This is a genomic window from Cedecea neteri (genome assembly GCF_000758325.1).
GTDB lineage: Bacteria > Pseudomonadota > Gammaproteobacteria > Enterobacterales > Enterobacteriaceae > Cedecea > Cedecea neteri_B.
In genome coordinates this window covers 1,101,282-1,127,462 of record NZ_CP009459.1, presented here as the reverse complement: position 1 = coordinate 1,127,462, position 26,181 = coordinate 1,101,282, and the positions used below count along the sequence as shown (strand labels likewise).

The 26,181-nt window shown below is 52.2% G+C and carries 19 protein-coding genes, 1 tRNA gene and 3 rRNA genes; 10 read left to right on the top strand and 13 right to left on the bottom strand.

The features are described 5' to 3' along the window. Positions 1 to 343: 343 nt before the first annotated feature. The 4 genes from glnA (at position 344) to LH86_RS22545 (ending at position 4,721) form a co-directional block, all read left to right on the top strand. The gene (glnA, locus tag LH86_RS05300; protein WP_008457394.1) at positions 344 to 1,753 is read left to right on the top strand and encodes a glutamate--ammonia ligase; all 1,410 of its coding nucleotides are present in this window, start codon (positions 344 to 346) and stop codon (positions 1,751 to 1,753) included. A 259-nt stretch (positions 1,754 to 2,012) separates the two neighbouring features. Next, positions 2,013 to 3,062 carry a nitrogen regulation protein NR(II) gene (gene glnL, locus LH86_RS05295; RefSeq protein WP_008457392.1) on the top strand — a complete coding sequence of 350 codons (1,050 nt, stop codon included), beginning with the start codon at positions 2,013 to 2,015 and terminating at the stop codon, positions 3,060 to 3,062. A gap of 8 nt (positions 3,063 to 3,070) precedes the next feature. Then, positions 3,071 to 4,486, top strand: a complete 1,416-nt coding sequence (gene glnG, locus LH86_RS05290) for a nitrogen regulation protein NR(I) (protein WP_039289127.1) — start codon at positions 3,071 to 3,073, stop codon at positions 4,484 to 4,486. Between the two features lie 112 nt (positions 4,487 to 4,598). Continuing rightward, positions 4,599 to 4,721, top strand: coding sequence for a YshB family small membrane protein (locus LH86_RS22545; protein WP_156107011.1), 123 nt, complete (start codon positions 4,599 to 4,601; stop codon positions 4,719 to 4,721). Between the two features lie 28 nt (positions 4,722 to 4,749). Here the strand turns inward: LH86_RS22545 and hemN are convergent, their stop codons facing one another. Continuing rightward, positions 4,750 to 6,123 (bottom strand): oxygen-independent coproporphyrinogen III oxidase, encoded by a 1,374-nt coding sequence (gene hemN / locus LH86_RS05285; protein WP_039299061.1) that lies wholly within the window; start codon positions 6,121 to 6,123, stop codon positions 4,750 to 4,752. Positions 6,124 to 6,313: 190 nt separating this feature from the next. Then, positions 6,314 to 6,826, bottom strand: a complete 513-nt coding sequence (yihI, locus tag LH86_RS05280) for a Der GTPase-activating protein YihI (RefSeq protein WP_039299058.1) — start codon at positions 6,824 to 6,826, stop codon at positions 6,314 to 6,316. 449 nt (positions 6,827 to 7,275) lie between these two features. Between yihI and yihA the strand changes: the two genes are divergently transcribed. After that, positions 7,276 to 7,911, top strand: a complete 636-nt coding sequence (gene yihA / locus LH86_RS05275; protein WP_008457383.1) for a ribosome biogenesis GTP-binding protein YihA/YsxC — start codon at positions 7,276 to 7,278, stop codon at positions 7,909 to 7,911. Between the two features lie 333 nt (positions 7,912 to 8,244). Here yihA and polA read toward each other — a convergent pair whose 3' ends face one another. Continuing rightward, positions 8,245 to 11,031: a DNA polymerase I gene (polA, locus tag LH86_RS05270; RefSeq protein WP_039305941.1), complete on the bottom strand. Its 2,787-nt coding sequence runs from the start codon at positions 11,029 to 11,031 to the stop codon at positions 8,245 to 8,247. A gap of 446 nt (positions 11,032 to 11,477) precedes the next feature. Between polA and LH86_RS05265 the strand changes: the two genes are divergently transcribed. Further along, the gene (locus tag LH86_RS05265; protein ID WP_039299054.1) at positions 11,478 to 12,386 is read left to right on the top strand and encodes an acyltransferase; all 909 of its coding nucleotides are present in this window, start codon (positions 11,478 to 11,480) and stop codon (positions 12,384 to 12,386) included. Between the two features lie 15 nt (positions 12,387 to 12,401). On the opposite strand, the gene dsbA is transcribed toward LH86_RS05265, so the two are convergent. From dsbA to LH86_RS05250, 3 genes are all read right to left on the bottom strand, one after another. Next, a complete protein-coding gene (gene dsbA / locus LH86_RS05260) occupies positions 12,402 to 13,025 on the bottom strand; it encodes a thiol:disulfide interchange protein DsbA (RefSeq protein WP_039299051.1) in 624 nt (207 codons plus the stop codon). 27 nt (positions 13,026 to 13,052) lie between these two features. Beyond that, positions 13,053 to 14,039 carry a serine/threonine protein kinase gene (locus LH86_RS05255; protein WP_039299048.1) on the bottom strand — a complete coding sequence of 329 codons (987 nt, stop codon included), beginning with the start codon at positions 14,037 to 14,039 and terminating at the stop codon, positions 13,053 to 13,055. A gap of 84 nt (positions 14,040 to 14,123) precedes the next feature. After that, complete coding sequence (locus LH86_RS05250) at positions 14,124 to 14,393, bottom strand: YihD family protein (protein ID WP_039289114.1); 270 nt, start codon at positions 14,391 to 14,393, stop codon at positions 14,124 to 14,126. Here LH86_RS05250 and mobA point away from each other — a divergent pair. Together mobA and mobB are read left to right on the top strand one after the other, a co-directional pair. Continuing rightward, positions 14,392 to 15,045, top strand: a complete 654-nt coding sequence (mobA, locus tag LH86_RS05245; protein WP_071842812.1) for a molybdenum cofactor guanylyltransferase MobA — start codon at positions 14,392 to 14,394, stop codon at positions 15,043 to 15,045. The genes LH86_RS05250 and mobA overlap by 2 nt on opposite strands. Further along, entirely contained in the window at positions 15,033 to 15,557 is a 525-nt protein-coding gene (gene mobB, locus LH86_RS05240) for a molybdopterin-guanine dinucleotide biosynthesis protein MobB (protein ID WP_039299046.1), read from the top strand. Before mobA ends, mobB begins: the two co-directional genes overlap by 13 nt. Positions 15,558 to 15,646: 89 nt before the next feature. Here mobB and rrf read toward each other — a convergent pair. The 4 genes from rrf to LH86_RS05220 all read right to left on the bottom strand — a co-directional run bounded on the left by rrf (position 15,647) and on the right by LH86_RS05220 (position 20,685). After that, positions 15,647 to 15,762: ribosomal RNA gene (rrf, locus tag LH86_RS05235) — 5S ribosomal RNA — on the bottom strand. Positions 15,763 to 15,864: 102 nt separating this feature from the next. Beyond that, a 23S ribosomal RNA gene (locus LH86_RS05230) occupies positions 15,865 to 18,770 on the bottom strand. A gap of 212 nt (positions 18,771 to 18,982) precedes the next feature. Continuing rightward, positions 18,983 to 19,058 (bottom strand) — tRNA-Glu (locus LH86_RS05225). 85 nt (positions 19,059 to 19,143) lie between these two features. Further along, positions 19,144 to 20,685, bottom strand: a 16S ribosomal RNA gene (locus LH86_RS05220). The 16S, 23S and 5S rRNA genes sit together here with 1 tRNA gene alongside, the layout of an rRNA operon. Positions 20,686 to 21,158: 473 nt before the next feature. Here LH86_RS05220 and LH86_RS05215 point away from each other — a divergent pair. Next, on the top strand, positions 21,159 to 21,857 hold the full coding sequence (locus LH86_RS05215; protein WP_039299045.1) for a FadR/GntR family transcriptional regulator: 699 nt from the start codon (positions 21,159 to 21,161) through the stop codon (positions 21,855 to 21,857). A gap of 30 nt (positions 21,858 to 21,887) precedes the next feature. Further along, entirely contained in the window at positions 21,888 to 23,282 is a 1,395-nt protein-coding gene (gene mdtD, locus LH86_RS05210) for a multidrug transporter subunit MdtD (protein WP_039299042.1), read from the top strand. Here mdtD and rbsR read toward each other — a convergent pair. The 3 genes from rbsR to rbsB form a co-directional block, all read right to left on the bottom strand. Beyond that, positions 23,279 to 24,271, bottom strand: coding sequence for a ribose operon transcriptional repressor RbsR (gene rbsR, locus LH86_RS05205; RefSeq protein ID WP_039299040.1), 993 nt, complete (start codon positions 24,269 to 24,271; stop codon positions 23,279 to 23,281). The two genes, mdtD and rbsR, sit on opposite strands and share 4 nt — an antisense overlap. Positions 24,272 to 24,274: 3 nt before the next feature. Continuing rightward, positions 24,275 to 25,204, bottom strand: a complete 930-nt coding sequence (gene rbsK, locus LH86_RS05200; protein ID WP_039299037.1) for a ribokinase — start codon at positions 25,202 to 25,204, stop codon at positions 24,275 to 24,277. A gap of 68 nt (positions 25,205 to 25,272) precedes the next feature. Further along, complete coding sequence (gene rbsB / locus LH86_RS05195) at positions 25,273 to 26,160, bottom strand: ribose ABC transporter substrate-binding protein RbsB (protein ID WP_039299035.1); 888 nt, start codon at positions 26,158 to 26,160, stop codon at positions 25,273 to 25,275. Between the last annotated feature and the right edge of the window lie 21 nt (positions 26,161 to 26,181).

The window sequence follows — 26,181 nt, the reverse complement described above, 5'->3', positions numbered from 1 at the left end:
TTGTACACGTATTAATCGAAGGACAGAACAGGATCACAAAGAACCTTTACAAACAATGCAGAAAGTAAGGGTTTGTGATCGCTTTCACGGAGCTAAAAAGGGAGCCATAACGTAAATTGCACCAATATGGTGCTCAGGTTTCATACTGAAGCACTATATTGGTGCAAATTATTCATCCTGGTGCAGCCCTTTTGCACTATGGTGCGCATGATAGCGCCTTTTTAGGGTGATTTAAAAGTTGGCACAGATTTCGCTTTAAACATTTCATGGCGAAAAGCCACATTAAGAAGTGTTTGATTACCTCGTTACCACGACGACTACACCAATCCGGGAGAGTTTAAGTATGTCCGCTGAACACGTTTTGACGATGCTGAATGAGCATGAAGTTAAGTTTGTTGATCTGCGCTTTACCGACACTAAAGGTAAAGAACAGCACGTCACTATTCCTGCTCATCAGGTAAATGCTGACTTCTTCGAAGAAGGCAAAATGTTTGACGGCTCCTCGATTGGTGGCTGGAAAGGTATCAACGAATCCGACATGGTGCTGATGCCAGACCCAACGACGGCGGTTATCGACCCGTTCTTCGCGGACTCTACCCTGATTATCCGCTGTGACATTCTCGAGCCAGGCACCATGCAGGGCTACGACCGTGACCCGCGTTCTATTGCAAAACGCGCTGAAGACTACCTGCGCTCTACCGGCATCGCAGACACCGTTCTGTTCGGGCCAGAGCCAGAGTTCTTCCTGTTCGACGACATTCGCTTCGGCAGCTCTATCTCCGGCTCCCACGTTGCTATCGATGATATCGAAGGCGCATGGAACACCGGCACCAAATACGAAGGCGGTAACAAAGGCCATCGTCCAGCGGTGAAAGGCGGTTACTTCCCAGTGCCACCGGTCGACTCTTCTCAGGACCTGCGTTCTGCTATGTGTCTGACCATGGAGCAGATGGGCCTGGTTGTTGAAGCTCATCACCACGAAGTGGCGACCGCTGGTCAGAACGAAGTGGCTACCCGCTTCAACACCATGACCAAAAAAGCTGACGAAATTCAGATCTACAAATACGTTGTGCACAACGTGGCTCACGCTTACGGCAAAACTGCGACCTTTATGCCAAAACCAATGTTTGGCGATAACGGTTCCGGCATGCACTGCCACATGTCTCTGTCCAAGAACGGCGTAAACCTGTTCTCCGGTGACAAATATGCTGGCCTGTCTGAGCAAGCGCTGTACTACATCGGTGGTGTTATCAAACACGCTAAAGCGATCAACGCCCTGGCGAACCCAACCACCAACTCCTACAAGCGTCTGGTCCCAGGCTACGAAGCTCCAGTTATGCTGGCTTACTCTGCCCGTAACCGTTCTGCTTCTATCCGTATCCCAGTTGTTGCGTCTCCGAAAGCACGTCGTATCGAAGTGCGCTTCCCGGACCCAGCGGCTAACCCATACCTGTGCTTCGCAGCGCTGCTGATGGCCGGTCTGGACGGTATTAAGAACAAGATCCACCCTGGCGAAGCCATGGATAAAAACCTGTATGACCTGCCGCCAGAAGAAGCGAAAGAGATCCCACAGGTTGCTGGCTCTCTGGAAGAAGCACTGAATGCACTGAGCGAAGACCGTGAGTTCCTGACTGCGGGCGGCGTATTCACCGACGACGCTATCGATGCTTACATCGCTCTGCGCACTGAAGAAAACGACCGCGTGCGCATGACTCCGCATCCGGTAGAGTTCGAGCTGTACTACAGCGTCTAATAGTTTAGAAATCCAACGAATTTCGTGTTGCAGTAAGGCGGCAACTGAGTGAATCCCTGGGAGCATAGCTAACTATGTGACCAGGGTAAGTGAGGGCAGCCAACGCAACTGTAGCGCGAAGGGCGTTAGGAGTTTTTGTTGCCGTGGAAACTTTGGCCCATCTTCGGATGGGCTTTTTTCTCCATCGGCCCCCCTTGTGACGCTGTTTTTTGTCACCCAAAGACTATAATGCACTAAAACGGTGCACGGAGACTGCTGTATGGCAACTGGCGCGCTGCCCGATGCTGGGCAGATTCTGAATTCTCTCATCAACAGCATCCTGCTCGTGGATGACGAGCTGGCGGTTCACTACGCCAACCCTGCGGCTCAGCAACTGCTGGCGCAGAGTTCACGCAAGCTGTACGGCACACCTTTGCCGGATCTCTTGAGTTATTTCTCGTTGAATATTGGCGTCATGCAGGAAAGCCTGATGGCAGGCCAGGGGTTTACCGACAACGAGGTGACGCTGGTCATTGATGGCCGATCGCACATTCTTTCTCTGACGGCGCAAAAGCTGCCGGAAGGGTACATCCTGATGGAAATGGCGCCGATGGATAATCAGCGTCGATTGAGTCAGGAACAGCTGCAACATGCGCAACAGATTGCTGCCCGAGATTTAGTTCGCGGCCTTGCGCATGAGATTAAAAACCCGTTAGGCGGCTTACGTGGCGCGGCGCAACTGCTGAGTAAAGCGCTTCCTGACCCGTCGCTGACGGAGTACACCAAAGTCATTATTGAACAGGCGGACCGCCTACGTAATCTGGTGGATCGTCTGCTAGGGCCTCAGCAGCCGGGCATGCACGTCACCGAAAGCATTCATAAAGTGGCCGAGCGCGTGGTGAAGCTTGTGTCGATGGAGCTGCCGGATAACGTCACTCTTGTACGGGATTACGATCCTAGTTTGCCGGAGTTTGCGCACGATCCTGACCAAATTGAGCAAGTTTTACTGAATATCGTTCGCAATGCGCTGCAGGCGCTGGGAAGCGAAGGGGGCGAAATTATCTTGCGTACCCGTACCGCTTTCCAGCTGACGCTGCACGGTTCTCGCTATCGCCTCGCGGCACGCATAGATATTGAAGATAACGGCCCGGGTATCCCGGCACATTTGCAGGACACGTTGTTCTACCCGATGGTCAGCGGACGAGAAGGCGGCACAGGGCTGGGTCTTTCCATCGCGCGTAGCCTGATCGACCAGCATTCGGGGAAAATCGAATTCAACAGTTGGCCTGGTCATACCGAGTTTTCGGTTTACCTGCCTATTCGGAAGTAGAGGTCATTATGCAACGAGGGATAGTTTGGGTCGTTGACGACGATAGCTCCATCCGCTGGGTCCTTGAGCGCGCGTTAACCGGAGCCGGATTAAGCTGCACCACCTTTGAGAATGGCAATGAGGTGCTGGACGCGCTGGCGACCAAAACCCCGGACGTGCTGCTGTCGGACATTCGTATGCCCGGCATGGACGGTCTTGCCCTGTTAAAGCAGATCAAGCAGCGCCATCCGATGCTGCCAGTTATCATCATGACCGCGCATTCGGATTTAGACGCGGCCGTTAGCGCCTATCAACAAGGGGCTTTCGACTATCTGCCAAAACCGTTTGATATTGACGAGGCGGTAGCGCTGGTTGAACGCGCTATCAGCCACTATCAGGAACAGCAACAGCCTCGAAATGCGCCGGATAACGGGCCAACGACTGACATTATCGGGGAAGCCCCGGCGATGCAGGACGTGTTTCGTATTATTGGCCGTCTGTCGCGCTCCTCCATCAGCGTACTGATTAACGGCGAATCCGGGACTGGTAAAGAGCTTGTGGCGCACGCGCTGCACCGCCATAGCCCGCGGGTTAAATCGCCGTTTATCGCGCTCAATATGGCGGCTATTCCCAAAGATTTAATCGAATCAGAACTGTTCGGGCATGAAAAAGGGGCTTTTACCGGCGCCAACCAGATTCGCCAGGGGCGCTTCGAACAGGCTGACGGCGGCACGCTGTTTCTCGACGAAATAGGTGATATGCCGCTGGACGTTCAGACTCGTTTACTGCGCGTGCTGGCCGACGGCCAGTTTTACCGCGTGGGCGGCTACGCGGCGGTTAAAGTAGATGTCCGTATTATTGCCGCAACCCACCAGAACCTTGAGCAGCGGGTGCAGGAAGGCAAGTTTCGTGAGGACTTGTTCCACCGCCTGAACGTGATTCGAGTACACCTGCCTCCCCTTCGCGAACGTCGGGAAGATATTCCGCGTCTGGCACGCCATTTCCTGCAAGTGGCCGCACGCGAACTGGGCGTAGAAGCAAAACTGCTGCATCCCGAAACGGAAAACGCCTTAACGCGTCTGGCCTGGCCCGGCAACGTGCGCCAGCTGGAAAACACCTGTCGCTGGCTGACGGTCATGGCAGCGGGTCAGGAAGTGCTTATTCAGGATCTCCCGAGCGAGCTGTTTGAAACGACAGTGACAGAAAGCGGCGGGGTCACGCAGACCAACCCGGACAGTTGGGCCATGCTGCTGGCACAGTGGGCGGAACGAGCGTTGCGTTCCGGTCATCAGGATCTGCTTTCTGAGGCTCAGCCGGAAATGGAACGCACGCTGCTAACCACTGCGCTGAGACATACTCAGGGGCATAAACAGGAAGCAGCTCGCCTGTTGGGCTGGGGCCGAAACACGCTGACTCGTAAGCTAAAAGAGCTGGGTATGGAGTAAAGCCTGGCCATTTTGTAAAGAAGCAAATCAGCCCGCAAACTGCTGCTATTTTGTACTTTACTGTCGCACCGGGTTAAGTATGATCGGGCGCGTTCAGGCAGGAGAGTCAGTTATGTTGGAATCCATGATTCATATGGTAACGCGTGGCGCTGAAGCTGGTGCAGCCGCGGGCCATTCGCCGCAGACGGCGGTAGCCGCGGTGATGTGCGCGTTACTGGTGAGCTTCTTTAGCTAAAAGAGAAGGCGGGGAAACCCCGCCTTTTTTATATCACTCTGGAAAACTGCTGCAGGCGCGCCTTTTGCCTCAGGTAGGCATCAAAGCACATGCAAATGTTGCGAATCAGCAGGCGTCCCTTGCCGGTCACCTGAATCCCCTGCTCACTGACCTCCACCAGCCCATCTTTCGCCAGCGGCGCCAGCAGGCCTAAGTCCTCGGCAAAGTAATCCGCAAACGTCAGCGACCACGCCTGCTCAATGTCGGCGAAGTTCAGCTGGAAGTTGCAGATCAGCGCCTTGATAACATCGCGGCGCATGCAATCGTCCCGCGTGAGCGCCAGGCCACGCCACAGCGCATTGCCCTGCTCATCCACCTGCTGATAATAGCGCTTCAGCTCTTTCTGGTTCTGGGCATAGCAGTCACCGATCATGCTAATGGCCGACACGCCAAGCCCCAGCAGATCGGTATCCCCTTGAGTGGTATACCCCTGGAAATTACGGTGTAGCTTGCCTTCCCGCTGGGCAATCGCCAGTTCATCGTCCGGGCGGGCAAAGTGATCCATCCCGATAAACTGGTAACCAGACCCCGTCAGCGAGGCGATGGTTTCCTGCAGAATATCCAGTTTCTGCTGCGCGCTCGGTAAGTCAGCGTCTTTAATCTTGCGCTGGGCAGCGAATAGCGTCGGCAGGTGAGCATAGTTGAAAACGCTGAGGCGATGCGGGCTTAGCTCGGCCACGCGCTTAAGCGTGAAGGCAAAGCTTTCCGGCGTTTGCTTTGGCAGGCCGTAAATCAGGTCAATGTTGGTGGAAGTAAACCCCAGTGCCCGCGCGCGCTCGATCAGCGCGAAGATAAACTCTTCATCCTGCTCTCGGTTGACGAGGCGCTGCACTTCTTTATTGAAGTCCTGAACGCCCATGCTAAGACGGGTAAAGCCTTCCTGCCGAAGATGGTCGAGCACATCCAGTTCAATTTCGCGCGGATCAACTTCAATAGACAGTTCCGCGTCATCATTAAAATGGAAATTGCCACGCAACAACGCCATCAGGCGGCTTATTTGCGCTTTGCTCAGATAAGTTGGCGTCCCGCCGCCCCAGTGCAGCTGGCTCACCTGTCGGCCCGTAAACAGCGGCGCACGGTGGATGATTTCCTGCTCCAGCGCATCGAGATACTGATCGGCCTTGTGCTGCTGGCGGGTCACAATTTTATTGCAGCCACAGAAATAGCAAAGCTTGTGGCAGAACGGGATATGCACGTAAAGCGACAGAGGTCGCTCCGGGTAACGGGCAACCGCCTGCAAAAATGCTTGTTCGCCAAAGGCTTCAGAAAATTCCAGTGCGGTTGGATAAGAGGTGTAACGCGGCCCTGAATAATTATATTTCTGGATCAGAGCCAGATCCCAGTCAATTAACTGCTCAGACATACTCACTCCTTGCGGTGTTGTCGCCGGCGCCGACGAGGCGAAGCTGGCCCGCTCGTTCCACGAGCCATAACCCTTCGCCGCAGCGAATTCTGCAGCCGCGACAGCCGCCGTAGTTTAACGAATAACCACAGCAGATAACACACCAGCGGAATAACCATAAGAAGAACAGGTAATCCCATAGGAGTAAACGTCAGTTACCGCCCTTCAGCAGACGCATCAAATCATCCGCTTTTTCTTCTTCCTCTTCATCGTCTTCCCAGGCGATACCGAGCTGTTCCATCAACGCATCGATGCGATCGAGCTTCGCATCCACCCAGGACTGCTCTTCTTTACTCAGGGTTTCGCCCGCTTCCAGACGCTCGAGCAGCCCGTCCAGGCGCTCATCGTTTTCCAGCATATCCAGCTCAGCCTGTGGTGTTAGCATAGGTTTCTCGCTCTTCGGTTTGTGCTGTTTAGCGACCGGTGCTGCATCGGTTACGCCCAGTTGAATTGGTTTTTTACTGCCAATACGAGGGTCTTTAGTCTGACCCGATGATTTGCCGCCTTTAGCCTGGCTTTCGCCATTCGCACGGCTCCCCGCTGCGTGGCCACGGTGTTTTTTCTGACGCTTGCGCTCACGCGCTTCCTGGTCGATCTCTTCGCGTGATTTACGGCGTGCTTTTGCCGGTTTTTTACCTTGTGGTGCCGAGTTTGGTTGCTTCATGATAAGTCGTCTTAAGCCATTTTATTCAGTATAGAATTGCGGCGGAATCTAGCAGAAAGCAAGCAAAGAAAAAAGGCGACAGGTTAACCCGCCGCCTTTTTCTTATTCTGGCCCCCATAAAGGAGCAAATATTCCATGTTAGCTTGAGACAACCCTGTCCTTCCCTCGCCGACACACTCACTTTACCGCTACGCTTGTCATTAACAAGGTAGCCGCTCACGCTCACGGCTTCCCATGCGATGAATCAATCAGTTAATTATTTGAAAATAAACAACTCTTGAATACATAGTGACTAATATTCACCGGGATATCTGTCATTTGCTATAGCAAATGGCTTACAAAATCGATCCACTTCGCTGTAAGCCTTATGCTTCTGGCGAGAAACACGGCGTTTTCTGCTCGTTCAGGTATAATCCCCGGCAAATGCTTACCTGACGGAGACAACCGTTTTGAAAAACTGGAACTATCAACTGACTAAGTTCGTGCTCAGCGCACCGGACATTCGCCATCTGCCTTCTGATACCGGTATTGAGGTTGCTTTCGCAGGCCGCTCTAACGCGGGGAAATCCAGCTCGCTGAACACGCTGACCAATCAGAAAAGCCTGGCGCGTACCAGTAAAACCCCTGGCCGTACCCAGCTAATCAACCTGTTTGAAGTTGCCGAAGGCAAACGCCTGGTAGACTTACCTGGCTACGGCTACGCCGAAGTCCCGGAAGAGGTGAAACACAAATGGCAGCGCGCGCTGGGGGAATACCTGCAAAAGCGTAACAGCCTGAAAGGCCTGGTCGTACTGATGGATATCCGTCATCCGCTTAAAGATCTTGATCAGCAGATGATTGAGTGGGCCGTCGCCAGCAATATCGAAGTCATGCTGCTGCTGACCAAAGCCGATAAGCTGGCATCGGGCGCGCGTAAAGCCCAGCTGAATATGGTGCGTGAAGCAATTCTGGCGTTTGGCGGGAATATCGAGGTTGAAGCGTTCTCTTCCCTGAAGAAAACCGGCGTTGATAAACTGCGTTTGAAGCTGGATAGCTGGTACAACGATCTTCCGCCGGCGGTGGAAGAGGAAGCGGCTGAAGAGTAAGCCATTCCTTCACGGATCGTCTGCTTACTTTCAGTTCACAACGCGGCCCAGGCCGCGTTTTTCTTTTCTTTCGCGCAATAAAAAACGCCCCAGTCATTTCTGACTGGGGCGGCTAAATATTCAGCCAAATCCGATTACGTGAAGTAAAAGGTCTGAAAGATAGAACATCTTACCTCTGTACCCTACGCGAATAACTTTACTCCTTTTTAATCGCTCAAAAAAGCATTTTTTGTAGTTTTTTTTCACTTTTTGCATCACATTCTTGAAGCATCATCACAAAAAGCTATGACTTATGTTGCTTAGTTACAAAAACATGACCTGAGCAATTGTCGATTAATGCGCCTCATCCCAGTTTTTACCGCTGCCCACTTCCACCAGCAGCGGCACGTCGAGCTTCATGCTGCTTTCCATCAGCTCATGCACCTTTTTAGACACCGCTTCCACGTCGTCTTTGTGTACTTCGAACACCAGTTCATCGTGCACCTGCATTATCATCTTCACACGTGGCTTGTCTGTCTCCAGCCAGCTGTCGACGGCGATCATCGCGCGCTTGATAATATCGGCAGCGGTACCCTGCATCGGGGCGTTAATTGCCGCACGTTCCGCGCCGGCGCGGCGAGCACCGTTGCTGGAATTGATGTCCGGCAAGTAAAGACGGCGGCCATCCAGCGTTTCAACATAACCCTGATCTTTCGCCTGAGCACGCGTACGCTCCATATACTCCAGCACGCCCGGATAGCGCTCGAAGTAGAGATCCATATACTTTTGGGACTCTTTACGCGGAATATTGAGCTGGCGGGAAAGGCCAAAGGCGCTCATGCCGTAGATCAGACCAAAGTTAATCGCTTTCGCGCTTCGGCGCTGCTCGCCGGTGACGCTTTCAAGCGGCAGACCAAACACTTCCGCAGCGGTGGCGCGGTGGATATCTTTCCCTTCGGCAAAGGCGCTTAACAGGCCTTTATCACGGGAGAGGTGAGCCATAATGCGCAGTTCAATTTGCGAGTAGTCCGCAGAAAGAATCACGTAATCTTCAGGCGCAATAAAGGCCTGGCGAATACGACGCCCTTCTTCGTTGCGAACAGGAATGTTCTGCAGGTTAGGATCGGTAGAAGATAAACGCCCGGTGGCCGTAACAGCCTGGTGATAAGACGTATGTACACGTCCGGTTATCGGGCTAATCATCAGCGGTAACTTGTCGGTGTAGGTGGATTTCAGCTTAGCCAGGCCACGGTATTCCAGGATCACTTTCGGCAGCGGATAGTCCAGCGCCAGCTCTTCAAGCACCTCTTCAGACGTCGAAGGCGCACCGCCCGGCGTTTTCTTCAGCGGCTTAATACCTTGCTTTTCAAAGAGAATGGTTTGCAGCTGCTTTGTAGAAGAGAGATTGAATTCTTCTCCAGCGATTTCATGAGCTTTGAGTTCAAGCTCGGCCAGGCGTTTAGTCAGCTCACCAGAATGCGCGTGCAAAATAGCCGGGTCGATTTTCACGCCGTTGCGTTCAATGCGCGAAATCACCGGCACCAGCGGCATTTCGACGTTTTTAAAGATGTTAAGCGGGCCCTCAACCTTCTCGAGCTTAGGCCACATCTTTAGATGCAGCTGCAGGGTAACGTCGGCGTCTTCTGCCGCATAGCGCCCGGCAGTTTCCAGATCGATCTGGTTAAAGGTCAGCTGCTTTTTGCCCTTGCCGGCAATCTCTTCGAACGAGATGGTTTGGTGCTTCAGCCAGCGATCGGCCAGGCTGTCCATATCATGACGACCTGCAACGCTGTCCAGCGTGTAGGATTCCAGCATGGTGTCAAAAGCGATACCCCGCAGCTCAATGCCATAATTCTGCATGATGCCACGGTCGTATTTCAGGTTCTGCCCGACTTTCAGCGCTTTCTCGTCTTCCAGTAGCGGCTTAAGTAGCTCCAGCGCGCGCTCGCGAGAAATCTGCTCCGGCGCGTCGAGATAGTCATGCGCAACGGGAATATAACAGGCCACTCCGGGTTCAGTGGCAAAGGAAAGCCCCACCAGATTGGCACTGACGTTGTCCAGGCTGTCGGTCTCGGTATCAAAGGCAAAGAGCGGCGCTTTTTTCAGCCGCTCAATCCATTCAATCAGTACGCTCTCATCCAGGATAGTGACGTAATTGTCATAAGAGAGCTGGCTGGCTGGCGCTTCCGGTTCGGCTTCAATCTCAGCGGCTTTCTGCGGCTGCACGGCCGGTTTAGCCCCTTTGGCCTGCATCCATTTCCCGGCCTCTACGTCAGTTATCCAGCGCTTGAATTCATACTGCTTGAAGAGTGTCAGCAGTTCGTCTGCCGCCGGCGGCTGGACTTCAAGCTGCTCGCAGCCCAGTTCCAGCTCAACGTCGGTCTTAATGGTCGCGAGCTTATAGGAGAGGTAGGCCAGCTCTTTGCTTTGCTCCAGCTTAGCAGCCATGGTTTTCGCACCGCGGAAGGTAAGTTCGGCTATTTTTTCAGGGTTGGCGTAAAGCGTATCCAGACCACCCAGCCCCTGAAGCAGCGCCTGTGCCGTTTTTTCACCCACGCCCGGCACGCCAGGGATGTTGTCCGAAGAGTCACCCATCAGCGCCAGGAAGTCGATAATCAGCTCCGGAGGCACGCCGTATTTTGTCTGCACCTCTTCCGGCCCAAGAATGGTATTAGTCATGGTGTTAATCAGCGTCACGCCCGGCGTCACCAGCTGCGCCATGTCTTTATCACCGGTACTGATTAATACCGGACGACCGGCTTTTTCAGCCTCCAGCGCCAGCGTACCAATAACGTCATCAGCTTCAACGCCAGAGACAGCCAGTAAAGGCAGGCCCATCGCTTTAACCATCGCATGCAGCGGCTCAATCTGCGCTCTGAGATCGTCCGGCATTGGGGGTCGGTGCGATTTATAGTCCTCAAACAGCTCATCACGGAACGTTTTGCCTTTGGCATCAAACACTACGGCAGCGTGCGTCGGCTGGTATTGCAAAATCAGGCTACGCAGCATGTTCAGCACACCGTACATCGCCCCTGTTGGCTCGCCACGGCTGTTCGTCAACGGTGGGAAGGCATGATATGCCCGATAAAGATAGGAAGAGCCATCAACGAGGATAAGCGGGTTGTCTGCGATCTGGACCATAATGTTCCGTTCCATGCCTGTGATTAATGTATTGCTAAAGGATGCCATAGCCTGGCCAAAAACATGAACTATTGGGCGCAATATGCTGAAAAGAATTCCTGGATCGGGAGATCCTGCGTGAGATCGTTTTTGTGGATAACTTTGTGTATATTTTTTTAACTAACTAATTTCACGGCATTATTCTTATCGACGAGTTATTAAATATATTTTAATTTCAGTAGGTTAAATGAAAGTTAGTTTAGCCTTACTGAATTAACCAGCGATCGTTTGATGTGGATATATACTCAGACGAGTAAGAAAAATGGGCCATTGTTCTCCCCATAAATGCGATCGGTGAAAATCCTGTTCATTTGGCGAGTCGCCATTATAGGTTTTCTGATAAGATCCGCCCCTTATTGCCGCTAATATCAGCATTCCATACACCCTAACCAGCAAAAACATTACCTATGTCGAGATTACTCGCCGCGATCACATTGGTGTTAAGCATTGCACTGACTATTCTGGTCACGGTCGCCTGCTCTGTTCCTATCATTTTGGCCGGGATCGTTAAGCTGATGCTGCCCGTTCCAGCTATCTGGCGCTCGATCTCGGTATTTGCTGATTTCATGATGTACTGCTGGTGCGAAGGGCTCGCATTGTTGCTGCGCCTCAATCCTTATTTGAAATGGGATGTCGAGGGGTTAGAAGGTCTGAATAAAAAGAACTGGTATTTGTTAATCAGCAACCATCAGAGCTGGGCAGATATCGTGATCCTTTGCGTGTTATTCCGCAAACATATCCCCATGAACAAGTATTTCCTTAAGCAGCAGCTTGCCTGGGTTCCTTTTATGGGGCTGGCCTGCTGGGCGCTGGATATGCCGTTTATGAAACGCTATTCAAGAGCTTATTTGCTGCGTCACCCTGAACGCAGGGGTAAAGATGTCGAAACGACGCGTCGTTCATGTATGAAGTTTCGTGCTCACCCTACCACTATTGTGAATTTCGTTGAGGGCTCGCGCTTTACCGCGGAGAAAAAGAAGCAGACCCGTTCACCGTTTAACTACCTGTTACCGCCGAAAGCGGCAGGTATAGCGATGGCGATGAATGTGCTGGGCAAACAGTTTGATAAGATGCTGAACGTGACGCTGTGTTACCCGGAGAATAGTCTTCTGCCGTTCTACGATATGCTTTCAGGCAAAATGACAAAAATCGTTGTGCGGGTTTCTTTGGTGCCGATTACCGAAGAGCTTCATGGAGATTATGTTAACGATAAGAGCTTTAAGCGCCGTTTTCAGCTCTGGCTAAATATGCTGTGGAGCGAGAAAGATACGCAGCTGGAAGCGCTACTCTCTGGGGATAAAAAAGCCGGTCAATGACCGGCTTTTTTAATCTTATTTCTTCTCAACCAGGTATTTCACCGTGTCAGCATACTGCTGCACGAAGATATCCATGCTGCTGGTGTCCATGCCCTGCATATTCAGCTGATATTTGCCGTTAACGTACATGGCTGGTACGCCCTGCAGCTGGAGGTCTGCTGCCGCTTTTTCTTGCTGAGCAACCAGAGATTTCACCACAAAGCTGTTCCAGGCCGCATCGTACTCTTCAGGCTTCACGCCCGCGTCGATGAACACTTTGCGGATATCGGCATCATTCTGCACGGTTTGTGTTTTCTGAACGGCTTCGAACATTGGGGAGGAGATTTTATCTTCTACGCCCAGCGCCATAGCAACAGCCCAGGCCTGGGTCAGATCTTTGCCTAATGGGCCAAGGAACTCAACGTGGTACTTAGTCATTTTAGTGCCTTCAGGCAACTTTTTCTTCACGTTATCAGACACATGAAGAACCTGTTCAAACTGGTAGCAGTGTGGGCAGTAGAACGAGAAAAATTCTAATACCTGCGGCTCACCGGCAACCGGTTTATCCAGGGTAACGTACTGTTTACCGTCGGTAAACTGTGCTGCAGAAGCGCTAAATGCCAGGATCATGCCCGCCAGCGCCAGCCAAATCTTCTTCATAATCAACTCTCTCCTGAATTTTACTGATTAATACATTGGCGTTAATTGTAATGGAGGTTCTCGTAGAACCCGGACCTGCTCTGTAAAGCTTACAGTCTGTTTTCTCCAGAAATCTTCTTCACTAAACCACGGGAAATTTCGGGGGAATGCGGGGTCATCCCAGCGTCGCATCAGCCACGCGAGATAATAGACGATGCGCATAGCGCGTAACGGTTCAATAAGGGTTAGCTCGCTGGTATCAAATGTCGAAAACTCTTCGTAAGCTTCAATAATGGTTTCTAACTGCATTCGCTGTTCGGCTTTATCACCATTAAGCAGCATCCAGATATCCTGCACAACTGGGCCATTACGAGCATCATCAAGGTCAACAAACAGCGGCCCGTCGCGCCAGAGGATATTGCCAGGATGGCAATCACCGTGCAGGCGCAATGGTTCAAAATCAGTGTGCCAGGTGCGTTTAACTTCCTCTATCAACGCATCCGTTGCAGCCAGAAAATCTTTCTTAAGGGCGCGGGGAATAAGCTCGCTATTTTCAAATAGCTCGCGCGGCTGGAAGAGATATTCATCCAGACCAAAGGTTGGGCGATGCTGAAAGAGCTGCTGGCGACCCGTTTGATGGATGCGGCCGAGATAGCGGCCCACCCATTCCATCTGATCGATGTTATCAGTTTCATATTGCCGTCCTCCCAGGCTTGGGAACACGGCAAACATAAAGCCCTGATGCTGCAGAAGAGTGTTTCCAGCAAAACGAAGAGGAGCTGCCATGGGCACTTCATCGGCCAGCAATTCCAGCGCAAAGTGATGTTCTTCTTCAATTTGCGCCGCGGACCAGCGATGTGGGCGATAAAACTTAACCACAAAACGCTGGCGTTCTTCATCCTGAAATTGATAAACGCGGTTTTCAAAACTGTTTAACGGCGTCAGTCCCGAATCCACCCGAATACCCTGTTCAAAAAGAGCATCGAGGATTGTATCCGGATGTAGAGTCTGGAAATTAAATGCGCTGTCTGTCATCCCGGCAACCGGAAGTAAATACGAATGCTTCAGGATAACATTTCAAAACCGCTTAAGTGTTTCGACTTACAAGCTTTTACTCTTTTATTCCTTAATGACGCCGCGAGCGCGCAACAGTGCCGTTTTGAAGTCTTCTTCATAATCTTTTTTTAGGCCAGGGATCGCATCATCTTTTGCAGAATCGCGCATTTTCAGGTGGTAGATCAGTACATCGTCAGTGAGATCGGCCAGTTCACCGCGATAGCCTGACTCAGCGGCCAATTTCTGCAAGAATTGTATCAGGTTAAGATCTGGCTCTTTCTGCCATGCAGGCTGAAGCAGTTCAAGAAGTTCGTTAAGGCGCTTACATTTCATGTTGGTGTTCCTTATCACAGGTGAAAGACGACACGTTAGCAGGCTCAAACCCACATTAAAAGAGGCGATATTCGTGCAGCGATTAACAGAAGTCACCGGTGTTGTGCTAGCCGGTGGCAGGGGAAGCAGAATGGGCGGCAATGATAAGGGATTAGTCCTGCTTAACGGCCAGCCACTTTTCCAGCACGTCCTCAATGTATTAAAACCACAGGTAGGCAATGTTGTAATCAGCGCCAACAGGAACCCTGAGATCTATCAGCAAAGCGGGATTTCGGTTATTCAGGATTCAATGAGTGATTTCCAGGGACCATTGGCCGGCATGTTAGCCGTGATGGAACAAACTGAAAGTGAGTGGCTGCTATTCTGCCCCTGCGATACCCCCAATATTCCCGCCGATCTTGCGCGTACGCTTTGGCAAGCGCGTGGGAATGCGTTGGCAATATGGGCAAATGATGGGCTACGGGATCACCCCGGCGTAGCCTTGCTTCATCATTCGCTTTGCTTGTCATTGAGAGAATATCTGCTCGCTGGCGAAAGGCGAGTGATGCATTTCTTACTTAGCGCAGGAGGACATTCAGTCTCTTTTGATGGCCAGGCTGCTTGTTTTACCAATATAAATACTCTCGATGAGCTTTCACAATGGCAGAAATAATGACAACGCCGCCTTTACTGGCTATTTCGGCCTGGAGCGGAACAGGAAAAACCACATTATTGAAGCAGCTGATCCCACTTCTATTGGATAAAGGCATCAGGCCAGGACTCATTAAGCACACGCATCATGATATGGATGTAGATAAACCAGGGAAGGATAGCTATGAACTCCGTAAAGCTGGCGCCGCGCAGACCATTGTCGCCAGCCAAAAGCGCTGGGCACTAATGACTGAAACTCCGGAAGAACCTAATCTGGATTTATATTATCTCGCCTCAAGAATGGATAATCGCAAACTGGATCTAATTCTGGTCGAAGGTTTCAAACACGAAGCTGTGGCTAAGATTCTTTTATTCAGGCAGGAAACTGGCCATAAAGCTGAAGCATTAGAGATCGATAGACATGTCATTGCTATAGCCAGCAATGTGCCGCTCACGGCTTCTGTTCCTGTATTGGATCTTAATAATGCAGATGGGATTGCTGATTTTATCTATGAATGGGTAGAACTGCAGTAATACGGAGAAATATGTGTTTTATGCCATGTTTTAATCTGTAAAAAGCAAAAAACCCCGGCCTTTCGGTCGGGGTTAATGCTTAATTTGATGCCTGGCAGTTCCCTACTCTCGCATGGGGAGACCCCACACTACCATCGGCGCTACGGCGTTTCACTTCTGAGTTCGGCATGGGGTCAGGTGGGACCACCGCGCTACGGCCGCCAGGCAAATTCTGTTATTGACCGTCATGCTCGCACACAACCATCAATCTAATCCTGAACTAAGCTGAAAATTTACTTTCTGTCTCTAAAAACACCTTCGGTGTTGTAAGGTTAAGCCTCACGGATCATTAGTACTGGTTAGCTCAACGTATCGCTACGCTTACACACACAGCCTATCAACGTCGTAGTCTTCAACGTTCCTTCAGGACCCTTAAAGGGTCAGGGAGAACTCATCTCGGGGCAAGTTTCGCGCTTAGATGCTTTCAGCGCTTATCTCTTCCGCATTTAGCTACCGGGCAATGCCATTGGCATGACAACCCGAACACCAGTGATGCGTCCACTCCGGTCCTCTCGTACTAGGAGCAGCCCCCCTCAATTCTCCAGCGCCCACGGCAGATAGGGACCGAACTGTCTCACGACGTTCTAAACCCAGCTCGCGTACCACTTTAAATGGCGAACAGCCATACCCTTGGGACCTACTTCAGCCCCAGGATGTGATGAGCCGACATCGAGGTGCCAAACACCGCCGTCGATATGAACTCTTGGGCGGTATCAGCCTGTTATCCCCGGAGTACCTTTTATCCGTTGAGCGATGGCCCTTCCATTCAGAACCACCGGATCACTAAGACCTGCTTTCGCACCTGCTCGAGCCGTCACTCTCGCAGTCAAGCTAGCTTATGCCTTTGCACTAACCTCACGATGTCCGACCGTGATTAGCTAACCTTCGTGCTCCTCCGTTACGCTTTAGGAGGAGACCGCCCCAGTCAAACTACCCACCAGACACTGTCCGCAACCCGGATCACGGGTCTACGTTAGAACATCAAACATTAAAGGGTGGTATTTCAAGGTTGGCTCCACGCAGACTGGCGTCCACGCTTCAAAGCCTCCCACCTATCCTACACATCAAGGCTCAATGTTCAGTGTCAAGCTATAGTAAAGGTTCACGGGGTCTTTCCGTCTTGCCGCGGGTACACTGCATCTTCACAGCGATTTCAATTTCACTGAGTCTCGGGTGGAGACAGCCTGGCCATCATTACGCCATTCGTGCAGGTCGGAACTTACCCGACAAGGAATTTCGCTACCTTAGGACCGTTATAGTTACGGCCGCCGTTTACCGGGGCTTCGATCAAGAGCTTCTCCTTACGGATAACCCCATCAATTAACCTTCCGGCACCGGGCAGGCGTCACACCGTATACGTCCACTTTCGTGTTTGCACAGTGCTGTGTTTTTAATAAACAGTTGCAGCCAGCTGGTATCTTCGACTGCCTTCAGCTCCAGGAGTAAATCCCTTCACCTAACGACAGCGTGCCTTCTCCCGAAGTTACGGCACCATTTTGCCTAGTTCCTTCACCCGAGTTCTCTCAAGCGCCTTGGTATTCTCTACCTGACCACCTGTGTCGGTTTGGGGTACGATTCAATGTTACCTGATGCTTAGAGGCTTTTCCTGGAAGCAGGGCATTTGTTACTTCAGCACCGTAGTGCCTCGTCATCACACCTCAGCGTTAACAGAAGTCCGGATTTACCTAAACTTCCCGCCTACATGCTTAAACCGGGACAACCGTCGCCCGGCTAACATAGCCTTCTCCGTCCCCCCTTCGCAGTAACACCGAGTACAGGAATATTAACCTGTTTCCCATCGACTACGCCTTTCGGCCTCGCCTTAGGGGTCGACTCACCCTGCCCCGATTAACGTTGGACAGGAACCCTTGGTCTTCCGGCGAGCGGGCTTTTCACCCGCTTTATCGTTACTTATGTCAGCATTCGCACTTCTGATACCTCCAGCAAACCTCACAGTTCACCTTCAACGGCTTACAGAACGCTCCCCTACCCAACAACACATAGTGTCGCTGCCGCAGCTTCGGTGCATGGTTTAGCCCCGTTACATCTTCCGCGCAGGCCGACTCGACCAGTGAGCTATTACGCTTTCTTTAAATGATGGCTGCTTCTAAGCCAACATCCTGGCTGTCTGTGCCTTCCCACATCGTTTCCCACTTAACCATGACTTTGGGACCTTAGCTGGCGGTCTGGGTTGTTTCCCTCTTCACGACGGACGTTAGCACCCGCCGTGTGTCTCCCGTGATAACATTCTTCGGTATTCGTAGTTTGCATCGGGTTGGTAAGCCGGGATGGCCCCCTAGCCGAAACAGTGCTCTACCCCCGAAGATGAGTTCACGAGGCGCTACCTAAATAGCTTTCGGGGAGAACCAGCTATCTCCCGGTTTGATTGGCCTTTCACCCCCAGCCACAAGTCATCCGCTAATTTTTCAACATTAGTCGGTTCGGTCCTCCAGTTAGTGTTACCCAACCTTCAACCTGCCCATGGCTAGATCACCGGGTTTCGGGTCTATACCCTGCAACTTAACGCCCAGTTAAGACTCGGTTTCCCTGCGGCTCCCCTATACGGTTAACCTTGCTACAGAATATAAGTCGCTGACCCATTATACAAAAGGTACGCAGTCACCCCATAAAGAGGCTCCCACTGCTTGTACGTACACGGTTTCAGGTTCTTTTTCACTCCCCTCGCCGGGGTTCTTTTCGCCTTTCCCTCACGGTACTGGTTCACTATCGGTCAGTCAGGAGTATTTAGCCTTGGAGGATGGTCCCCCCATATTCAGACAGGATACCACGTGTCCCGCCCTACTCTTCGAACTCACAGCCTGTGCATTTTAGTGTACGGGAGTATCACCCTGTACCCTGCGACTTTCCAGACGCTTCCACTAACACACAAACTGATTCAGGTTCTGGGCTGCTCCCCGTTCGCTCGCCGCTACTGGGGGAATCTCGGTTGATTTCTTTTCCTCGGGGTACTTAGATGTTTCAGTTCCCCCGGTTCGCTTCATTACGCTATGTATTCACGTAATGATAGTGTGACGAATCACACTGGGTTTCCCCATTCGGAAATCGCCGGCTATAACGGTTCATATCACCTTACCGACGCTTATCGCAGATTAGCACGTCCTTCATCGCCTCTGACTGCCAGGGCATCCACCGTGTACGCTTAGTCGCTTAACCTCACAACCCGAAGATGTTTCGCTTCAGATTATGAAAATTTGAGAGACTCGAACATGTCTTAACCTCATTCTTTATTACGGAAGAATGAGACGACATGTCGTTTCAATTTTCAGCTTGTTCCGGATTGTTAAAGAGCAAATATCTCAAACATGACTCTTTCAAGTCAGCTTTGAGATATAACGGCACGCAACTTTCACTTACATACCAGCAAGTGGCGTCCCCTAGGGGATTCGAACCCCTGTTACCGCCGTGAAAGGGCGGTGTCCTGGGCCTCTAGACGAAGGGGACACTGAAGTCTCAATCGCAAGACGCCTTGCTTCTCTACATCTATCAGACAATCTGTGTGAGCACTACGCGGGTTGTATCTTTTAGGTAAGGAGGTGATCCAACCGCAGGTTCCCCTACGGTTACCTTGTTACGACTTCACCCCAGTCATGAATCACAAAGTGGTAAGCGCCCTCCCGAAGGTTAAGCTACCTACTTCTTTTGCAACCCACTCCCATGGTGTGACGGGCGGTGTGTACAAGGCCCGGGAACGTATTCACCGTAGCATTCTGATCTACGATTACTAGCGATTCCGACTTCATGGAGTCGAGTTGCAGACTCCAATCCGGACTACGACGCACTTTATGAGGTCCGCTTGCTCTCGCGAGGTCGCTTCTCTTTGTATGCGCCATTGTAGCACGTGTGTAGCCCTACTCGTAAGGGCCATGATGACTTGACGTCATCCCCACCTTCCTCCAGTTTATCACTGGCAGTCTCCTTTGAGTTCCCGGCCGAACCGCTGGCAACAAAGGATAAGGGTTGCGCTCGTTGCGGGACTTAACCCAACATTTCACAACACGAGCTGACGACAGCCATGCAGCACCTGTCTCAGAGTTCCCGAAGGCACCAATCCATCTCTGGAAAGTTCTCTGGATGTCAAGAGTAGGTAAGGTTCTTCGCGTTGCATCGAATTAAACCACATGCTCCACCGCTTGTGCGGGCCCCCGTCAATTCATTTGAGTTTTAACCTTGCGGCCGTACTCCCCAGGCGGTCGACTTAACGCGTTAGCTCCGGAAGCCACGCCTCAAGGGCACAACCTCCAAGTCGACATCGTTTACGGCGTGGACTACCAGGGTATCTAATCCTGTTTGCTCCCCACGCTTTCGCACCTGAGCGTCAGTCTTTGTCCAGGGGGCCGCCTTCGCCACCGGTATTCCTCCAGATCTCTACGCATTTCACCGCTACACCTGGAATTCTACCCCCCTCTACAAGACTCAAGCTTGCCAGTTTCGAATGCAGTTCCCAGGTTGAGCCCGGGGATTTCACATCCGACTTAACAAACCGCCTGCGTGCGCTTTACGCCCAGTAATTCCGATTAACGCTTGCACCCTCCGTATTACCGCGGCTGCTGGCACGGAGTTAGCCGGTGCTTCTTCTGCGAGTAACGTCAATCGCTAAGGTTATTAACCTTAACGCCTTCCTCCTCGCTGAAAGTACTTTACAACCCGAAGGCCTTCTTCATACACGCGGCATGGCTGCATCAGGCTTGCGCCCATTGTGCAATATTCCCCACTGCTGCCTCCCGTAGGAGTCTGGACCGTGTCTCAGTTCCAGTGTGGCTGGTCATCCTCTCAGACCAGCTAGGGATCGTCGCCTAGGTGAGCCATTACCCCACCTACTAGCTAATCCCATCTGGGTTCATCTGATGGCAAGAGGCCCGAAGGTCCCCCTCTTTGGTCTTGCGACGTTATGCGGTATTAGCTACCGTTTCCAGTAGTTATCCCCCTCCATCAGGCAGATCCCCAGACATTACTCACCCGTCCGCCGCTCGTCACCCAGAGAGCAAGCTCTCCCGTGCTACCGCTCGACTTGCATGTGTTAGGCCTGCCGCCAGCGTTCAATCTGAGCCATGATCAAACTCTTCAATTTAAAAGTGTTTGATGCTCAAAGAATTAAAACTGTTTATAAAATCAGTAGTCACTCTTCAAGACTTGATATTTTTTTGCATCCGAAGATGCTGAGATATCAATCCTGCGAGTGCCCACACAGATTGTCTGATAAATTGTTAAAGAGCAGTGAGTCAGTCGCTTTCGCTTGCTAACTCGAGGTGGCGTATAATACGCTTTCCTCTTTCAGAGTCAAGCGTTTATTTTCGCTTTCGTCTGACTGACTACCGGGTTGTGAAGCCGCTTTCGAAGCCGCTTCGCCGTGTCAGTGGAGGCGCATTATAGGGAGTTCTCAGAGCCTGACAACCCCTAATTTGAAAAAACTTTCTGACCGCATTCTTTTTCACCAATGCCGCGCAGAAAGCCAGCAAATCAGGGATATTTGCTGCATAAATCACCGCAGAATCACCACCGGTGGCATACTAGGGTAAGAAATACAGCTAAAGGAATTGCGTCATGTCTTTATCCACTCAACAACTCGCCGCCCAAAAAAACCTTTCTTATGTGCTGGCGGAGAAATTAGCCCAGCGAATTCTCAAGGGTGAATATGCGGCAGGCAGCATTCTTCCGGGCGAGATGGAACTGGGTGATCTCTTTGGCGTCAGCCGGACGGCCGTTCGTGAAGCCGTCAAAACGCTAGCCGCTAAAGGCATGCTGTTGCCTCGCCCAAGGATTGGCACTCGCGTCATGCCCCGCAGCCACTGGAACTTCCTTGATAAGGAACTGATAGCCTGGTGGATGACCAAAGATAACTTCAGCCATGTAGTAGAAGAGTTTTTGATTATGCGTAATAGCCTGGAGCCACAGGCCTGCGCATTAGCCGCTATTAATAGTAATGAGCAACAGCGTACCAGGCTGGCTCAACTGATGGCGCAAATGACAGAACTGCAGACGGCCTTTGACCGCCAGAGGTGGATTGAAGTGGATATGGCCTACCACGAACTCATCTATGAAATGAGTGGTAACCCTTTCATGACATCTTTCGCGAACTTATTCAGATCGATTTATTACAATTACTTCACCGCGATTACCGATAACGAAGTCATTAAGCTCGAGTTGCATCAGGCGATTGTGGATGCCATTGCTAAGGGAGAGGGGCAGGCCGCTTTTAACGCCTGCCTGGCGCTATTAAAGGAACCCGTCACTCATCGGTAGTCTAAAGCGCACATAACCTTCAGGATAATAATGACGAAAACAGCACGCAGCATGGCCGGCCTGCCGTGGATAGCCGCAATGGCGTTCTTTATGCAGGCGCTGGATGCCACCATTCTTAACACCGCGCTACCGGCAATAGCCCATAGCCTGAATCGCTCCCCGCTGGCCATGCAGGCTGCCATTATTAGCTACACCTTGACCGTCGCCATGCTTATCCCGGTAAGCGGTTGGTTAGCAGACCGCTTCGGCACACGCCGCGTATTTATGCTGGCCGTTAGTTTGTTCACTCTCGGCTCCTTTGCCTGCGCCATGTCGGGATCTTTAACCGAGCTGGTCATCTTTCGCGTGATTCAGGGTATTGGCGGCGCAATGATGATGCCGGTTGCGCGTCTGGCATTACTTCGGGCTTACCCACGCAGCGAGCTGTTGCCTGTGCTCAACTTTGTCACTATGCCCGGCCTCGTCGGCCCCATTATCGGCCCACTGCTCGGCGGCGTTCTGGTCACCTGGGCAAGCTGGCATTGGATCTTTTTAATCAATATTCCGATTGGTATTCTGGGCCTGCTGTATGCCCGCAAGTACATGCCCAACTTCACCACGCCGAAACGCGGGTTTGATATGAGCGGCTTCCTGTTGTTTGGCGCGGGGCTGGTGCTGATCTCAAGCGGCGTTGAGCTGTTTGGCGAGCGAATTGTCGCCAGTTATATAGGCATGTTAGTGATTCTGGGCGGTGTTTTATTGCTGCTGGCGTATGTCTGGCATGCTCGCCGCGTTCCAACACCACTCATTCCCCTGCCTCTCTTTAAGACGCGCACCTTTTCCGTGGGCATCGTCGGCAATATAGCCTCACGCCTCGGTACCGGCTGCGTGCCTTTTTTAATGCCGCTAATGCTGCAAGTCGGTTTTGGTTATTCGGCGCTGCTGGCGGGCTGCATGATGGCGCCGACCGCTGTGGGTTCGCTGCTGGCTAAATCGACGGTGACTCAAGTACTGCGGTGGATGGGTTACCGTAAAACGCTGGTAGGGATAACCGTCGTCATCGGCCTGCTCATTGCCCAGTTCTCGCTGCAGTCACCGGGCATGGAAGTCTGGCTGCTGATCCTGCCCCTCTTTATATTAGGGATGGCAATGTCGACGCAGTTTACGGCCATGAATACCATCACCCTTGCGGACCTGACGGATGAAAACGCCAGCAGCGGCAACAGCGTGCTGGCCGTGACTCAGCAGCTTTCTATTAGCCTTGGGGTTGCCGTTAGTGCCGCGGTGCTACGTGCATGGGAAGGAATAGACAGCGTCAATACCATCGAACAGTTCCATTACACACTGCTAACGATGGGCGCGATAACGCTGGTTTCTTCGGTGGTATTTCTGCTGCTGCGCCCCAAAGACGGGCGCAACTTAATCAAAGAACGCCACAAGCCTTAAACAGAGCTTCGTTCCACCAGCTCTGGCGTCAGCAGTAAGCGTTGCTGCGCCAGATCGGGTTGCCCCATCCGGTGGATCAGCACATCCACGGCCAGCTCGCCGAGCTCATCTTTAGGCTGGTGAATCGTCGTCAGCGGCGGCGTCATGTAGCGCGCAAGTTCAATATCATCGTAGCCAATCACCGCCATATCCTGCGGAATGCTAAGACCTGCCTGATATAAAGCATGGTAGGCCCCAACGGCCATAGCGTCATTCCCCATGAATACCGCGTCCGGCCTGTCCGCCAGGGTAAGCAGCTCGCTCATGGCGCTAAACCCGCCCTGAAATTCGAAGTCGCCGATAATTTCATAGCCAGGGTAAATAGTCAGCCCGGCCTGAGCCATGGCTTTCCGGTAGCCTTCAAGCCGCAGTCTGGCAGGCGTTTTGTCCTGCGGCCCGGCAATACAGGCAATACGGGTATAGCCATTATCGATCAGGTGCTGTGTCGCCATCTCCCCGCCGAGCAGCGAGTTATCCTGAATCACATCGCTCTGCCCCTCAAACGGGGCCCAGTCCATCATTACGGTCGGGATAGTCGGGTAGCGGTTGATGATTTCAGGCGAAGGCTGATGCGTTTCGGTGCATAGCAGCAGCAATCCATCGACGCGCTTTTGCAGCAGCGTTTCCAGATTTCGGTTCATGCGGTGCTCATCGCCTTCAGTGTTACACAGCACCAGGCTGTAGCCACGCTCAAAGCAGCTGCGCTCCACGCCGCGAACCAGTTCAGAATAGAAGGGGTTGCTACTCGCAGTGATCAGCATGCCAATGGTATGCGTTTGATTGAGCTTAAGGCTGCGGGCCAACGCAGAAGGAGCATAGTTCAGCGTTTTTACCGCTGCCTCAACCTTCTGGCGAATGGCATCGCTAACAAAGCGATCGTTATTAATGACGTGAGAAACGGTAGAAGTAGAAACGCCCGCCAGGCGGGCGACGTCTTTCATGGTAGCCATGGCTTACCTCTGCTGCTGCAGGAACTCATCTATTTCCTTGCGCCACGGCACGGACGGCTGAGCACCTTTTCGCGTCACGGCAATTGCAGCGGCAGCGTGAGCAAATCGTACGGCGTCTTCCATCAGTTTTTCTTCCAGCAGCGCAGTCACCAGCGCGCCGTTAAAAGTGTCGCCAGCGGCGATAGTATCGACAGCTTTTACCTTAAAGCCCGGCACTCGTTTGCCGTGACCTTTTTCGCTTAGCCATACGCCACGGCTACCTAGCGTGATAATCACCGTGTCGATACCTTTACCGTGCAGCACTTCTGCAGCTTTGGCGGCATCTGCATCGCTCTCAACGCGCACGCCGGTCAGCTTTTCTGCCTCAGTTTCGTTCGGGGTGATCATATCTAACAGAGACAGAAGCTCATCAGAGAGTTCACAGGCCGGGGCGGGGTTAAGAATCACTTTGGTCTGGTGCTGATGGGCAATTTTAGCCGCTGCCAGCACGCTCTCAAGCGGGGATTCCAGCTGCATTAATAAAGCAGAAGATTCGGCGATTTTCTGCTGTTGCGCTTCCACCAGCTTGGGAGTCAAAGCGGCATTCGCGCCGGCGTGAATGCCGATCACGTTTTCACCTGCGCCGTTGACAAAAATCAGTGCCACGCCGGTCGCTTCATCTTTAATCGTGCTGATTGGCGAAGTATCAATATTGTCGCTGGCAAGCTGCTTACACACGCGGCCGCCGGTATCGTCATCGCCCACACAGGCAATAAACGCAATGTCTGCTCCACTGCGCCCTGCCGCAACGGCCTGGTTCGCACCTTTACCGCCGAACGCCACCTGATACCCCTGCCCGGTAACGGTTTCGCCAGGAGTAGGGAAATGTTCGAGGTTGAGGATATGGTCAGCATTGATGCTGCCAAGAACGACGAGTTTGCCTGTGCTTTTCATATCTTAATATCCAGTTTGAGTGCGCCGCTCATGCCTGAGCGGCGCGTTGCCCTGCTTTTCTTTGATTCTTATTTGGTGATCAGTTTCAAATCAACCGGGATTTTCGCATCTACTTTCTCGCCTTTCAGCACTTTATCAGCGGTTTCCACACCGATAACGCCGATCTGGTCAGCCATCTGGGCAACCGTTGCGCCCAATTTGCCGCCTTCAACCGCTTTCACGCCGTCAGCTGTACCGTCGAAACCAACGACCAGCACATCAGATTTACCCGCGGTTTGCAGCGCACGCAGGGCACCCAGTGCCATTTCGTCGTTCTGAGCAAACACAGCCTGAACATTAGGGTGTGCAGTCAGCAGGTTCTGCATAACGTTCAGGCCTTTAGTACGATCGAAGTCAGCAGGCTGGCTGGCCAGTACGTCAAATTTATGTGCCGCAACTGCCTGTTTGAAACCTTCACCACGTTCACGGGCCGCGGAAGCACCGGCAATACCCTGCAGTTCAATAACTTTCGCGCCGTCGCCCAGTTTCTTAGCGATGAAATCACCGGCCATTTTGCCGCCAGCAACGTTATCAGAAGCGATGTGGCTCACCACGGTACCCTGGTTGGCCATACGGTCGAGGGTGATCACCGGGATTTTAGCCTGGTTTGCCATCTTAACGGCATTGCCCACCGCGTCGGAATCCGTTGGGTTAATCAGCATTAATTTGGTGCCGCGAACCGTTAAGTCCTGCACGTTGGCCAGCTCTTTTGCCGGATTGTTTTGTGAATCCAGCACCACCAGGTTGTAGCCCAGTTTGTCGGCTTCTTTCTGCGCGCCATCTTTCAGCGACACGAAGAACGGGTTATTCAGGGTAGAAACCACCAGCGCGATGGTGTCTTTTGCCATGGCGTTTGCGCTTACGGTGGCGCTCAGGGCGACAGCGGAAACCAGGGTAGCCAGTTTTTTCATGTTCATAGTCAGATGTCCTGTAGGGTT